Origin of the sequence: Achromobacter sp. Marseille-Q0513 (assembly GCF_018195695.1) — a bacterium.
Lineage (GTDB): Bacteria > Pseudomonadota > Gammaproteobacteria > Burkholderiales > Burkholderiaceae_B > Achromobacter.
In genome coordinates, this window is sequence record NZ_JAGTJY010000168.1 from 1 (window position 1) to 13,990 (window position 13,990).

Sequence of the window (13,990 nt, forward strand, 5' to 3'; positions counted from 1 at the left end):
ACCGGCAAGAACGAGCTGATGTACGGCACCTCCGGTCCGGGTTCCGCTCCCCACCTGGCCGGCGAGATGTATGCCGAGGCCGCCGGCGCCAGGATGACACCGGTCCCGTACAAGGGCAGCGCGCCGCTGGTGACCGCGCTGATCGGCGGCGAAGTCGCGCTGGGCGTGGACACCGTGGCGTCGGCCGCGCCGCACGCCAAGGCCGGCAAGGTGCGCGCGCTGGCCGTCACCGGCGCGCATCGCTCGCCGCAGCTGCCAGACGTGCCGACCTTCGCCGAGGCCGGCCTGCCCGCGGTCTCCATGGTCGGCTGGTACGGCCTGGTCGCTCCGGCAAAGACGCCCGCGCCGGTGCTGGATACGCTGGGCCGCGCGGTCGAGGAAGTCATGCGCGACCCGCAGGTGCGCAAGTCCATCGAGGACATGGCGATGGAGCCGGTATTCATGCCGGGCCCGGCCTTCCGCGACCAGATTTCCAGCGAACTGGCCACCTTCGGCGCCGTCGGCAAGCGCGCCGGCATCACGCTGGACTGACGCCGCCCGCGCTTTTCGTCTCCTTCCTCTTGGGGCTTGGGCGGTTCGTGGCTTCCTTGTTCGGTAATAAGAATTACAATCATTAATCAGTTACCGAACAAGCAGCCGGAACCCGGCGCCCGGCGCGGGCTCGCGGCCGCGTCCACAACAACAAGAGGTCCCCCCTGAAATCCGGTTTCCGCCTTTCGATGGCCTGGCTGCACACCTGGGCCGGCCTGTGGTTTTCCTGGCTGCTGTACGCCGTGTTCCTGACCGGCACGCTGGCCGTGTTCTCCGAAGCCATCTCGCACTGGATGAACCCGGAACACGCCATCGAGGAAGCGCGGACCGCGCAGCGCGAAGCGCCCACGGTCGACCGAAGCCGCCGACTCGACATGGCCGTGCAATACATGAGCCGCAACCATGGCGGCGCGAACATGTGGGAAATCTGGCCGGTCAACCGCCACCACGACAACGGACTGGTCGCCTACTGGTTCGACCAGAACCATCAGTATGCCGACGCCGAACTGGATCCCGACACCGGCGAGCCGCTGCCCGAGGAACACCACGGCGAGGGACGGCAGACGGCCGGCGGCGCGCACTTCGTCAACTTCCACTACACCCTGCACAGCCCCGGCATCGGGCTGTGGATCGTGGCCCTGGCCGGCATGGCCATGCTGGTGGCGCTGGTGTCGGGCATCATCACCCACAAGCGCATCTTCAAGGACTTCTTCACCTTCCGTTCCGGCAAGGGGCAGCGTTCCTGGCTGGACGCGCACAACGCGGCCGCGGTGCTGACGCTGCCCTTCCAGTTCATGATCGCTTACACCGGCATCGTCATCTCCAGCCTCACGCTGATGCCGGCGCCCATCGCGGGGGTCTACGGCACGGGGCCGGACGCCGAGCGCCAGTACCTGGCCGAATACACCGGCGACACGCCGCCGGCGCGCACCGGCCAGCCGCTGGCCGTGCCGGCGCTGGAGCCCATCGTGGCGCGGGCCGAGAAGCTGATCGGCCAGGAGGCGCGCGCCATCGTCATCACCCATCCTGAAGACGGGTCCATGCGTATCGGCGTGTACGGCTGGAATGAAGACGCCGAAACGCGTTCGCGCATCAGCAGCACCACCGGCATGGCCGAGTATTCCGCCGCCACCGGCGAGCTGCTGCGCTCGCGCCCGGCCGGCGGCGTGGCGGGCGGCGCGCCATCGCTGCTGCAGCAGGCCATGAGCGACCTGCACATGGTCAAGTTCGGCGGGCTGGCGATGAAGTGGCTGTACTTCGTCTGCGGCCTGGCGGGCGCGGCCATGATGGGCACCGGCGCGGTGCTGTTCATGGTCAAGCGTCGCACCAGGATGGGCGACGAGTTCGGCGCCGCCACCGCGCGCATGTACCGCCTGATCGAAGGCCTGAACGTGGCCGCGCTGGCGGGCCTGGGCATCGCCTGCATCGCCTATTTCTGGGCCAACCGCCTGCTGCCGGTGGCGCTGGAACAGCGCGCCGCCTGGGAGATCCGCGCCTTCTTCGGCGCCTGGGCATTGACGCTGCTGCACGCCTGGCTGTGCAGCCCGCGCCGCGCCTGGATCATCCAGCTCTCGCTGCTGGCCGCGCTGTGCCTGCCGCTGCCGGCGCTGTCGCCGCTGGCGGTGGGCGACCACCTGGCGGCGCAGATCGCGCGCGACGATTGGGAAAGCGCCGGCGTCGAGCTGGCCACGCTGGCCTTCGGCATGCTGGCGGCCTGGGGCGCATGGCGCGTCGCCCGGCGCAAGCCCGCCGCCGCCCGTCCGGCGCGCGGCGCAACGCCCGCCGCGCCCGCCTCCATCCAGGAGATCTCCCATGACCATGCATGACGCCCTGGGCATCCTGCTCGCGCTGCTGACGTCCTACGCCGGCATGGCCTGCCTGAGCCTGGCGATGCCGCGCCATTTCGATCAGGTATGGCATCGCGATCCCTCGGCCAGCCATGCGCGCGCGCTACGCGCCGCCGGCGTGCTGCTGCTGGGCCTGGCGCTGCTGCCCTGCGTGGCGCTGTGGGGCAACACCGTCGGCGTGGTCGCCTGGCTGGGCTGGCTGTCGGCCGGCGCCCTGCTGTGGGTCGGCATGCTGTCCTGGGCGCCGCGCCCGGCCGCCGGCACCGCCGCGCTGGCCGTGGCGATCTCGCTGGCGGGCGTGGGCATCGGTTTCTAGCGACGCCTGCCCGCTCGCGGGCGTCAGGATGCCGCGAGTCCGCCCAGCACCTCCAGCACGGCGGCCGCCGCCGCGCCCGGCTCGGGCGCGGCGCGATAGGCCAGCGCCATCGGCCGCCTGAGCGGCGGCGACAGCGCGCGCCATCGCACGTCCGTGTTTCGCGTGTCCTCCACCTCGGCCAATGGCAGGATGGCCGCGCTCTGGCTGGCCGCCGCCAGGCCTTTCAACGCGCCGGGATAGCTCAGGGCCAGGAACGGCCTCGGATTGAAGCCCGCCTGACCGAACCAGGACGCGATCAGGCCGTGCATCTGCGTGCCCGGCGCGAAGCAGGCCCAGCGCCGCGTCGACAGCCATTCCGGCGTGACAGCCTCGGGCGCTTCCCATGACGCGGGCAACAGCGCGACCATCTCGTCGTCGCGCCAGGGCACGACGGCCACCTGGGCCGTGGCGGGCTGCGGACTGGCGACGATGGCCACGTCCAGCGTGCCGCCCTGCAACCGCAACATCGCCTCGGCCGAACCCACCGCTTCCAGCTTCACGTCCACGCCGGGCGCGCGCCGGCCCAAGGCCTCCAGCACGAGCGGCAGCAGGCGGATGCCGACGCCGGCCGACACGCCCACCCTCACCACTCCCACGCTGCCCTCGGCGCGGCGGCGCACGATGTCCACGAGATCATCGCTGGCGGCCAGCAGCTTGCGTCCTTCCTCGACCAGCGCCTGGCCCGCCGGCGTCAGTCCGGCCTGGCGCCGGCCGCGCAGCACCAGCGGAACCTGCATGCGCGCCTCCAGTTCCTTGATGTGCAGGCTGATCGTGGGCGGCGCCAGATGCAGCGCCTGCGACGCCGCCGCGAAGGTGCCCAGGTCGGCGATCGCTATCAGGGTCTGGATCTGATCCAGGTTCAGGTTACGCATCAGTTTTCCTGACGATTGAGGTCAGTTCATTCAACTTTACGGATGGCAGTGTATCTCCGAGCATGCTGCTCCATGAATCACGACACATCCACACCGCCCTCCCACGTCGCCACCGCCCGCCCCGCCATCGAACCGCCGTCGGACGCAACCCGGCCGCGTCCCGCCATGCCCTGGCTCCACCGCCTGGGCGCGGCCTTGATGCGCCGGCTGCGACGCGCTGAAAAACGCATCACCGACAACTTCAGGGTGCCGCCGAACGGCGCTTGAGGGGACGCATTGCGTCTTTTCCCGCCCGGCCGGTGGGGTTTGCGCGCGATCAAGCGCCGGCCAAATCCGGCGCGGCTGCGCCGCGATCGACACCATATGTGGTGATAGAGTTTCCACACTCCACTACATATGGTGCCACCCATGCAGATTGAACACATCCTCAAGCGTGACGGCCGCGTCGTCGGATTCGACGCCGGCAAGATCGCCCAGGCCATCGCGGCGGCGGGCCGGAGCACCGGAGAGCTGGACCCGCGTGCCGCCCAGGCGCTGGCCGCCACGGTGGCCGCGGCGCTGACGCGCGACGGCAATGTCTGCCCCGGCGTGGAGACCATCCAGAACCATGTCGAGGAAGCGCTGGTGCGCGCCGGCCACTGGCGCACGGCGCGCGCCTACATCGTGCACCGCGAGCAGCACGCGCGGCTGCGTTCGCTGCGCCACACGCTGGTGGACGTGGAAAGCGCGATGGAGGAATACCTGGAGCAGCGCGACTGGCGCGTCAACGCCAATGCCAACCAGGGCTACAGCCTGGGCGGCCTGATCCTGAACGTGGCCGGCAAGGTCACGGCCAACTACTGGCTGTCCAACGTCTTCACGCCCGAGGCGGGCCAGGCCCACCGCGACGGCGACATCCACATCCACGACCTGGACATGCTCAGCGGCTATTGCGCCGGCTGGTCGCTGCGCCAGCTGCTGACGGAAGGCTTCAACGGCATCCCCGGCAAGGTCGAGGCCACGCCGCCGCGCCACATGTCGGCCGCCATCGGCCAGATCGTCAACTTCCTTGGCACGCTGCAGAACGAATGGGCCGGCGCGCAGGCCTTCAGCTCCTTCGACACCTACATGGCGCCCTTCATCCGCCGCGACGCGATGACCTACGCCGACGTCAAGCAATCGATGCAGGAGCTGATCTACAACCTGAACGTGCCCAGCCGCTGGGGCACGCAGACGCCCTTCACCAACCTGACCTTCGACTGGACCTGCCCGGCCGACCTGCGCGAGCAGATCCCCTACATCGGCGGCGAGGAAATGCCCTTCGCCTATGGCGACCTGCAGGCCGAGATGGACATGATCAACCGCGCCTACATCGAGGTGATGATGGCCGGCGACGCCAAGGGACGCGCCTTCACCTTCCCCATCCCGACCTACAACATCACGCCCGACTTCGACTGGGACCATCCCAACACCACGCGCCTGTTCGAGATGACGGCGCGCTACGGCCTGCCCTATTTCCAGAACTTCCTGAATTCGGACCTGGAGCCGCACATGGTGCGCTCGATGTGCTGCCGCCTGCAGCTGGACCTGCGCGAGCTGCTCAAGCGCGGCAACGGCCTGTTCGGCTCGGCCGAGCAGACCGGCTCGGTCGGCGTGGTGACGGTGAACTGCGCGCGCCTGGGCCACCTGCATCGGGGCGACGAGGCCGGCCTGATGGCGCGTCTGGACCGCCTGCTGGAACTGGGCCGCGACGTGCTGGAGACCAAGCGCAAGGTGGTGCAGCGCTACATCGACCAGGGCCTGTATCCGTATACCCGGCGCTACCTGGGCACGCTGCGCAACCACTTCAGCACGCTGGGCGTGAACGGCATCAACGAGATGGTCCGCAACTTCAGCGGCGACGCCGACGACCTGACCACGCCCGCCGGCCACGCGCTGGCGCTGCGCCTGCTGGACCGGGTGCGCGCGCGCATGACCGAGTTCCAGGAGCAGACCGGCCACCTCTACAACCTGGAAGCCACGCCGGCCGAGGGCACCACCTACCGCTTCGCCCGCGAGGACCGCAAGCGCTATCCCGATATCCTGCAGGCCGGCACCGAGGCCCAGCCCTACTACACCAACTCCAGCCAGCTGCCGGTGGGCTACACCGACGATCCGTTCCAGGCGCTGGCGCAGCAGGAGGCGCTGCAGGGCAAGTACACCGGCGGCACCGTGCTGCACCTGTACATGAACGAGGCCGTGTCCTCGGCCGACGCCTGCAAGGCGCTGGTGCGGCGCGCGCTGGCGAATTTCCGGCTGCCCTACATCACGGTCACGCCGACCTTCTCGATCTGCCCCACGCACGGCTACCTGGCCGGGCACCACGAGTTCTGCCCCAAGTGCGACGCCGAGCTGCTGGCCAGGCAATCGGCCTGCTGCGCCCCGGCCTAGTGTGCAGTCCCGCAGATACGCCCGCACGAAATCCACCCCTAGCCGCCATGGCGTCGTTGCAAATCCTCGCGATACCTACGGGTATCACTGCGGTTTGCGCCTAGCCCTGACGCCTATGGATGAATTTCGTCATGCGGACGTACCTACGGGACAGCACACTAGCGTGCCATCCCCCCCGCGCCGGACAGACCGCCCGGCGCCTTAACCAGAAGGAAGCCCCACCATGCAAACCCTGATGACCGCGCCATCCGCGCCCCAGGCCGCCGCCGCGCCGGTCCTGGACGACAGCCAGCGCGTGCGCTGCGAAGTCTGGACCCGCGTCATGGGCTATCACCGGCCCGTCTCTTCGTTCAACACCGGCAAACAAGGCGAGTTCAATGAGCGCCGCTTCTTCGTCGAACCCCGCGCCTGAGGCGGCGGCCGGCCCCCGGGCCGGTTCGCGCCTGCACACCGCGCGCGCCCACGCCACGCCGCCGCTGCCGAGCGCGCAGGCGCTGCCGCGCCATTCGCCCGCCGTCGGCGGGCTGACCCCTTTCTCCACCGTGGACTGGCCCGGCACGCTGGCCGCCGTGGTCTTCATCGCCGGCTGCCCCTGGCGCTGCCACTACTGCCACAACCCGGAGCTGCAGACCCGCGCCGCGCGCTACGACTGGCGCGAGGTGCGCGCCTTCCTGGCCACCCGCCAGGGCCTCCTGGACGCGGTGGTGTTCTCTGGCGGCGAGCCGCTGAGCGAGCCGCGCCTGCCGGCCATGATCCGCGATGCGCGGCGCATGGGCTACCGCATCGGCCTGCACACGGCGGGCATCTATCCGCTGCGGCTGGCCGACGCGCTGCGCCACCTGGACTGGGTCGGCCTGGACATCAAGGCCGACGCCCAGGGCTATGACGACATCACCGGCCGGCGCGAATCGCAACGGCCGGCGCAGGCCTGCCTGACGCTGCTGCTGGCGTCCAGCGTGGAATTCGAATGCCGCATCACCTGGCATCCCGACTGGCTGGACGAGGCCCGGTTGCTGGCGCTGGCGCGCGAACTGGCGCGGCGCGGCGTGCGGCGCTTCGCGGTGCAGAACGCGCGCAGCAGCCCGTCATCTGCGGCGGCCTCGCGCCTGAGCCCAGGCGCGCAGGAAACGCTGCGCGGCTGGTTTGACGAGTTCGCGTGTCGCTAGCCGCGCTTAACGCCTGAAGCGGCTTCATGCGCGGATTTGATTTCGCGCAACACGCCCGCGATCGCGATCGCCTAGCCTCCAAACACTGTTCCAATGAAAGGCTCTCTCAACATGACGTGGTTCAAATCCCTCTCCCTAGCCGGCCGCGAGCTGCTGCCCATCGTCCAGGGAGGCATGGGCGTCGGCGTGTCCGCGCACCGGCTCGCCGGCGCGGTCGCCAGCCAGAACGCGGTGGGCACCATCGCCAGCGTCGATTTGCGCCACCACCATCCCGACCTGGTCGAGAAGACCGAGCATTGCCGCGACCGCGAGCTGATCACCCAGGCCAACCTGGAGGCGCTGGACCGCGAAGTGCGCGCCGCGCTGGACCTGTCGCAGGGCCGCGGCCTGGTCGCGGTCAACGTGATGAAGGCCGTGCGCGACCATCCCGCGCTGGTGCGCCAGGCCTGCGAAAGCGGCGCGCACGCCATCGTCATGGGCGCCGGCCTGCCGATGGACCTGCCCGAGATGACGGCGGACCACCCCAAGGTCTCGCTCATCCCCATCCTGTCCGAGGCGCGCGGCGTGGCCGTGGTGCTGAAGAAATGGCTGAAGAAAGGACGCATGGCCGACGCCGTGGTGATCGAGCATCCCGGCCATGCCGGCGGCCACCTGGGCGCGGCCAAGCTGGAGGACGTGCACGACGAGCGCTTCGACTTCAAGCGCGTGCTGGCCGAATGCCACAAGCTGTTCCAGGAGTTGCAACTGGGCCGCGACGCGCCGCGCCTGATCGTGGCCGGCGGCGTGGGCAGCCATGAGCAGGTACGCCACTGGCTCAACAACGGCGCCGACGCGGTGCAGGTCGGCACCGCCTTCGCCGTCACGCAGGAAGGCGACGCGCACGAGAACTTCAAGCGCGTGCTGATCGAGGCCGACCCGGACAAGCTGGCCGAGTTCACCAGCGTGGCCGGCCTGCCGGCGCGCGCCGTCGCCACGCCCTGGCTGACGCGCTACCTGAAGCAGGAAAAGACGCTGCAGGCCAACGCCCGCTGCGACGAGCGGCGCTGCAGCCAGCGCATGGACTGCCTGACCCAGTGCGGCATGCGCGACGGCATCTCGCGCTTCGGCCAGTTCTGCATCGACCTGAAGCTGGCGGCGGCCATGCGCGGCGAAGTCGGCCGAGGCCTGTTCTTCCGTGGCGCGTCCAAGCTGCCCTTCGGCAACGCCATGCGCTCCGTGCGCGAACTGATGGACTATCTGCTGCACGGGAACATGCCGACCACGGCGGCCTGATCCTTCGTCCGCCGCCGGGAATGCATTCCGGCGGTTCCCGGGCTTTCCAAAATTATTGAACGACGTACAATATTATTCGTCGTTCAATAATTTATGGATCGCCATGTCCTCTTCCGATCCGGATGCCGCGCCCGGCCTGCGCGAGCGCAAGCGCCTGCAGACCCTGGACCTGCTGACCCGCAGCGCCTACACGCTGTTCGAGACCCACGGCTATGACGGCGTCACGATGGAGCAGATCGCGGCGCAGGCCGGCGTCTCCAAGGGCACGCTGTACAACCACTTCCCCGTGAAGGAAGCGCTGCTGGCGCATTACTTCCACCAGCAGCTGGCCGACTCGGCGCGCGACCTGCTGCCCCGGCTGATGAAGCTGCCCGGCTTCGTCCAGCGCCTGACCAAGACGCTGCACGCCTCCGCCCACTGGTCCGAGGCGCACCGCGCCTACATGGCGCCCTATCTGCACTATCGGCTGGCGGCCGCGCAACCCGCAGGCCAGGACGATGCCCGCCATCCGCGCAGCGGCATGCATACGCTGTTCGCCGCGCTGATCGAATCCGGCCAGGCCGCCGGCGAACTGCGCACCGACCTGCCCGCCGCGCAGCTCGCCCATCACCTGCAATTGCTGCACCTGGGCGCGTTGACCCGCTGGCTGGCCGATCCCCGCGCCAGCCTGAAGCGCGAGTTCGACGCCGTCGTCAGCCTGTTCACGCAAGGCGCCGGGAGCCCCGCATGAGCGCGCTGACGCTGGACTGGACCGCCGCCGCCGAGGCCGGCCCGGCACTGGCCGGCGGCAAGGGCTGGCAGCTGGCGATGATGGCGCGCATGGGCGTGCCGGTGCCCGATGGCTTCGTGCTGTCGGCCCAGGCCAGCCGCGAGCGCGCCGTCGACGGCGGCCTGTCGCCGTCGGTGCGACAGGCCTTGCGCCAGGCCCTGGAGGCGCGCGGCTGGCTCGACCTGCCGCTGGCGCTGCGCTCGTCCGCGCCGCAGGAAGATTCGGCGGGCGCGTCGTTTGCCGGCATCCACCTGTCCTGCCTGAACGTGCGCGGCGCCGATGCGGCGTTCGACGCCGTGCTCCGTATCTGGGACTCGGCCGCCACACCGCAGGCGCGGGCCTATCGCGAACGGCTGGGGTTGGCCGGCGACGGCGCCATGGCCGTGGTGGTCATGCCGCTGATCGAGGCGCGCGTCTCGGGCATCGCCTTCACCCGCGATCCGGTCGGCGGACGCCATGACGAGATGCTGATCCACGCCAGCTGGGGCCTGGGCGAAGCGCTGGTCGGCGGCCAGGCCGAGGGCGACGAGTACCGGCTGCGGGAGGACGCGAAGACGCTGTCGTGGCGCTTGATCGCCAGCAGCATCGGCGCCAAGCGCCAGGCCAGCCGGCCGCTGGCCGATGGCCAGGGCACCGGACTGCGGCCCACCCAGGATGATGAGGCGCGCGCCGCCACGCTGACGCCGGCCCAGGCCGAAGCGCTGGGCGCGATCGCCCGGGACGCGGCCCGCGCGCTGGACTACTCGGCGCAGGGCCACGACCTGGAATGGGCCTGGGACGGCCAGCGTTTCTGGATCCTGCAGGCGCGCCCCATCACCGCCTCGGCGCGCCATGCCTATGACGGGCTGCGCGGCCAGCCCTCGTACTGGTCGCGCGGCAACACGCGCGAAGTGCTGCCCCATGCCGTGTCGGCGCTGGAATGGGATGCGCTGCGCGTCATGTGCCCGCGCATGCTGAGCCGGGGTTTCGAACTGGCCGGATATCGCCCGCAGCCCGGCGTGGCGCTGGCCCGGCTGTTCCACGGCCGCGTCTACCTGGACGCGTCCACGATCCAGTGGGTGGCCTACGATGCGCTCGGCGTCGCGCCCGCCCTCACCAACAGCATGCTGGGCGGACCGCAGCCGGCCATCGCCGCGCCGCCCGTCGGCCGCGCGCGCAAATGGCTGCATGGCTGGCGCATCCTGGCCTATAGCAGCCGCGCCATCCCCATCCGGCTGGCCGCCAATGCCGGGCTGCCGCGACAGGCCGCAAGCGCCCGCGCCTGGGCCGAGGAAGCCCTGCCCGAGGACAGCGCGGCGCTGGGCCGACGGCTGCGCGAACAATTCACCGCGCTGCTGTCCGCCGACGATCTGTTCTTCCTGCAAGGCTCGGCCGGCGGCACCCTGTCGAAACTGCTGGAACTGGTCGAGGCCGCCTGCCCCGGCCAGAGCCACGCGCTGACCGCCGCGCTGATGGCCGGCGGCGCGTCCAGCGTGACGGCGGCCCAGAGCTACGCGCTGATGGATCTGGCCGCGCTGGCGCGCGACGATGCGGCGGCGCTGGCCTGGCTGCGCGCGCCCGACCGGCAAGGCGCGGACTGGCGCGACGCCCTGCCCCCAGACAGCCCGTTCCGCCGCGCGTTTGCGGACTTCCTGGAGCGCTACGGCCATCGCGCCGTCTACGAAACCTATCTGCGCCATCCGCGCTGGCGCGAAGCGCCGGAATATCTGCTGGACAGCGTGCTGAACCTGATCGGCGCCGACCCGGCCGCGCTGCGAGCGCGCCAGGAGGCCGCCGCGCACGCGGCCTGGCGCACGCTGAACGCGGCGCTGCCGCGCTGGAAGCGGCCGCTGACGCGGCTGCTGATCGCCGGCGCGCGCCTGGACTGCCGCCAGCGCGAGGCCGCGCGCAGCGTGCTGGTCGGCTACGTCGCCGCCGCCAGGCGCTGCGCGCTGGCGCTGGGCCAACGCTACGCCGGCCCCGGCGGCCTGGCCGCGCCCGACGATGTATTCCATCTGGGCGTCGAGGAATTGTTGGCCCTGGCCGACGGCTCGCTGCCGGCGGAAGCGGCGGCCCGGCGCGCCGCATGGCGCCGGACGCAACTGGAACAATGGGCGGGCGCGGAAGACCCCGACGTGGTGGAGGAAAGCGACGGCGGCGCGCTGGCCGGCCCGTCCACGCAACGCCATGCGGAGGCCGAAATCGATCCCGGTGCCGACAGCTGGCGCGGCACGCCGGTGGCGGCAGGTCATGCGCGCGGCCCCGCCTTCGTGGCCCGCGATCCAGCCGCCGGGCTGGCCATGCCGGCGGGCGGCGTGCTGGTGGCGCCGTCCACCGATCCGGCCTGGACGCCATTGTTCCTGCGCGCCAGCGCGCTGGTCATGCAGGCCGGCGGCTATCTGTCCCATGGCGCCATCGTGGCGCGCGAGTTCGGCATACCGGCGCTGGCCAGCGTGCCCGGCATCCTCGATGCCGTGACCGATGGCGATCTGCTGGACGTGGATGCCGGCGCGGGTCGGGTCAGCCGGGTGGAGGCGACCGCGAAGCGCGACCTGGCCTAGCGCGGCCCCGCCTAGCGCGGCCCGGCCTAACGCGGCCCGGCCTGGTTGCCGCGCTGCGCTTCGGGCCGCACGGCTTGCGCCTTCGCGGCTGCTTCCTCGGCCTCGCGCACCGCCTTGTTGACTTCCTCCGGCGAGCGGGTGGACGCGCCGTCATAGCCGCCCGTCGCGCGCTCGCCGATGGCGATGTGCAGATTGGACAGCTGGAACCACAGGTAGGCACCACCAGCCAGGGCGCACAGCAACAGGACGGATTTCAGCTTGGACATGGATTCTTTCCGGAGGCTCGCGCGCTAGGCGGCAGGCAGGCTTGAACGAACCAGTGTATTCGCCCTGGCCCGTTCCCGCCCGCGCCACGGCGCCCGCTAGCGCGCGGCCGGCAGGTCGAACTGGAACAAGGCGCCTGGCACCTCGCGGTCCACCAGCCGGATCTCGCTCTGGTGCAGTTGCAGGATGCGCTGCACGATCACCAGGCCCAGCCCGCCGCCATCGCGCGCGCCATGGCCCAGCGCCGAGGCGCGCGTGAAGAGGCCCGCGCGCAGCGAGGCGGGAATGCCTTCGCCGGTGTCGGCGACCTGCACCCGCAGCCCTTGCGGCAGCCGCGCCAGCCGCAGCGCGATGTCGCCGCCCGGCGGCGTGTGGCGAATGGCGTTATCCAGCAGATTGGTCAGCACGCGCTCGATCAGGCCCAGGTCGGCCCGCACCGCCGGCAGGTCCGGCGGGATTTCCATATGCAGCCGCTGCCGCCGCGCCTCGGCGGCCAGCTCGAACTTCTGCGCCACGTCGTGCATCAGCTCGGGCAGCGAGAATACTTCCGGCTCCAGCCGCACCAGGCCGGACTCCAGCCGTGCCAGCTCGAACAACTCCTGCGCCAGCCGGCCCACCTTGCGGCTCTGCGCCAGCGCGATGTCCAGGTAGCGGCGGCGTTCGTCGGCTTCGAGCGTCGCGTCCTTCAACCGCAGCGTTTCCAGATAACCGTGCAGCGAGGTCAGCGGCGTGCGCAGGTCGTGCGAGATGTTGGCGACCATGTCGCGGCGCTGCTGGTCCTGGCGCGTCAGCTCGCGCCATTGTTCCGAGATGCGGCGGCCCATCTGCGCGAAGCTGCGCCGCAGCGCGACGATCTCGTCGCCGCCGCGGGCGGCGTCCGGGGCGCCATCCTGGCCGCCGTCCTTGCCGCCATCCTCCAGCGCCGCCAACGCGCCGCTGTCGCCGCCGTCGAAGGCCCGCACCGCGCGCGTCAATCCGCGCAGCGGCCGCGTGATCAGGGCGAAGGCGGCCAGGCCGGCCACCAGGCCCAGCAGCGCCACCAGCGCGATCGACCACAGCGTGGTACGCAGCACGGTGCTGCGCGACACGGCCATGGCCAGCTCGTCGTGGGCCTGGCCCTGCAGCACCACGTAGACGTAGCCGATGTCCTTGCCGCCGGCTCGCGCCGGCGCCACGCTGAAGACCTTGCGCGCGCCGGCGTTGCGCGGATCGTCGCCCATGATGGGCAGCATGCCGCCGGCCAGCGCGCGCCGCAGCGGCGCCAGGTCGACGCGGTCCAGCTTGAGCTGTCCCGGCGGCGCGGCGTCGCCGACGACGCGGCCATCCAGGTCCAGCAGGTAGACCTCGACCGCCGGATTCACGGCCATCAGCTTGTCGAACAGCGCGCGCACCGCCTCGGGCTTCCAGCCCTGGGCATCCATCAGTTCGTTGGCGCCGGCGATATGCCCGGCCAGCCCGCCCGACAGGCGCTGCACCACTTCCTGCTCGTAACGGGTATTGGCCGCCATCTGCAGCCAGGCGGACGCGCCGCAGCAGGCCAGCAGCAGCAGCGCGAAGACGGCGGACAGGCGCTGGGTCAGGCTCAGGCGCTTGATCATGCCGCGTCTCCTTGCGCGCCGGGCGCGGCGGCGAACTTGTAGCCCCGCCCCCAGACGGTGAGGATGCGGCGCGGCTCGGACGGGTCGTCCTCGATCTTGGTGCGCAGCCGGTTGATGTGCGTGTTGACTGTGTGCTCGTAACCCTCGTGCTGGTAGCCCCAGACCTGGTTCAGCAGGTCCAGCCGCGAATAGACCTTGTCGGGATGGCGGGCGAAGAAATGCAGCAGGTCGAACTCGCGCGGCGTCAGGTCCAGCGCGCGTCCGTCCAGCAGCGCGGTGCGCGCCACCGGATCGATGGACAGGCCGTGCAGCTCCAGCGAGGCGCCGTTGGGCAGCTGCGTGAAGCCGATCAGGTACTGCTTGTCCT

At 70.8% G+C, this 13,990-nt stretch carries 13 protein-coding genes; 9 read left to right on the plus strand and 4 right to left on the minus strand.

Annotated elements, in window-relative coordinates:
• The 3 genes from KDH83_RS24600 to KDH83_RS24610 all read left to right on the plus strand — a co-directional run.
• On the plus strand, positions 1 to 531 hold a 531-nt coding region (locus tag KDH83_RS24600; protein WP_212320642.1), incomplete at its 5' end, for a tripartite tricarboxylate transporter substrate binding protein.
• 188 nt (positions 532 to 719) lie between these two features.
• Positions 720 to 2,357 carry a PepSY-associated TM helix domain-containing protein gene (locus tag KDH83_RS24605; protein ID WP_212320643.1) on the plus strand — a complete coding sequence of 546 codons (1,638 nt, stop codon included), beginning with the start codon at positions 720 to 722 and terminating at the stop codon, positions 2,355 to 2,357.
• Positions 2,344 to 2,694 carry a DUF3325 domain-containing protein gene (locus KDH83_RS24610; protein ID WP_212320644.1) on the plus strand — a complete coding sequence of 117 codons (351 nt, stop codon included), beginning with the start codon at positions 2,344 to 2,346 and terminating at the stop codon, positions 2,692 to 2,694. The genes KDH83_RS24605 and KDH83_RS24610 overlap by 14 nt, the downstream gene beginning before the upstream one ends.
• 23 nt (positions 2,695 to 2,717) lie before the next feature.
• On the opposite strand, the gene KDH83_RS24615 is transcribed toward KDH83_RS24610, so the two are convergent.
• Positions 2,718 to 3,605, minus strand: a complete 888-nt coding sequence (locus tag KDH83_RS24615; RefSeq protein ID WP_212320645.1) for a LysR family transcriptional regulator — start codon at positions 3,603 to 3,605, stop codon at positions 2,718 to 2,720.
• Positions 3,606 to 4,013: 408 nt separating this feature from the next.
• Here KDH83_RS24615 and KDH83_RS24620 point away from each other — a divergent pair, with 408 nt between their 5' ends.
• The 6 genes from KDH83_RS24620 to KDH83_RS24645 all read left to right on the plus strand — a co-directional run bounded on the left by KDH83_RS24620 (position 4,014) and on the right by KDH83_RS24645 (position 11,761).
• Positions 4,014 to 6,014, plus strand: a complete 2,001-nt coding sequence (locus KDH83_RS24620; protein WP_212320646.1) for a ribonucleoside triphosphate reductase — start codon at positions 4,014 to 4,016, stop codon at positions 6,012 to 6,014.
• Between the two features lie 223 nt (positions 6,015 to 6,237).
• Complete coding sequence (gene nrdD / locus KDH83_RS24625) at positions 6,238 to 6,426, plus strand: anaerobic ribonucleoside-triphosphate reductase (protein ID WP_212320647.1); 189 nt, start codon at positions 6,238 to 6,240, stop codon at positions 6,424 to 6,426.
• A complete protein-coding gene (locus tag KDH83_RS24630) occupies positions 6,392 to 7,180 on the plus strand; it encodes an anaerobic ribonucleoside-triphosphate reductase activating protein (RefSeq protein ID WP_212320648.1) in 789 nt (262 codons plus the stop codon). Before nrdD ends, KDH83_RS24630 begins: the two co-directional genes overlap by 35 nt.
• A gap of 111 nt (positions 7,181 to 7,291) precedes the next feature.
• Entirely contained in the window at positions 7,292 to 8,452 is a 1,161-nt protein-coding gene (locus KDH83_RS24635; RefSeq protein ID WP_212320649.1) for a nitronate monooxygenase family protein, read from the plus strand.
• 103 nt (positions 8,453 to 8,555) lie between these two features.
• Positions 8,556 to 9,182 carry a TetR/AcrR family transcriptional regulator gene (locus KDH83_RS24640; protein ID WP_212320650.1) on the plus strand — a complete coding sequence of 209 codons (627 nt, stop codon included), beginning with the start codon at positions 8,556 to 8,558 and terminating at the stop codon, positions 9,180 to 9,182.
• Positions 9,179 to 11,761 (plus strand): PEP/pyruvate-binding domain-containing protein, encoded by a 2,583-nt coding sequence (locus KDH83_RS24645; protein WP_212320651.1) that lies wholly within the window; start codon positions 9,179 to 9,181, stop codon positions 11,759 to 11,761. The genes KDH83_RS24640 and KDH83_RS24645 overlap by 4 nt, the downstream gene beginning before the upstream one ends.
• 26 nt (positions 11,762 to 11,787) lie before the next feature.
• Here the strand turns inward: KDH83_RS24645 and KDH83_RS24650 are convergent, their stop codons facing one another.
• From KDH83_RS24650 to KDH83_RS24660, 3 genes are all read right to left on the minus strand, one after another.
• Positions 11,788 to 12,027, minus strand: coding sequence for a hypothetical protein (locus tag KDH83_RS24650; RefSeq protein WP_212320652.1), 240 nt, complete (start codon positions 12,025 to 12,027; stop codon positions 11,788 to 11,790).
• 96 nt (positions 12,028 to 12,123) lie between these two features.
• Positions 12,124 to 13,623 carry a HAMP domain-containing sensor histidine kinase gene (locus tag KDH83_RS24655; protein WP_212320653.1) on the minus strand — a complete coding sequence of 500 codons (1,500 nt, stop codon included), beginning with the start codon at positions 13,621 to 13,623 and terminating at the stop codon, positions 12,124 to 12,126.
• Positions 13,620 to 13,990 (minus strand): winged helix-turn-helix domain-containing protein (locus KDH83_RS24660; protein ID WP_212320654.1); only part of this gene is annotated, 371 nt, incomplete at its 5' end. The genes KDH83_RS24660 and KDH83_RS24655, both read right to left, overlap by 4 nt.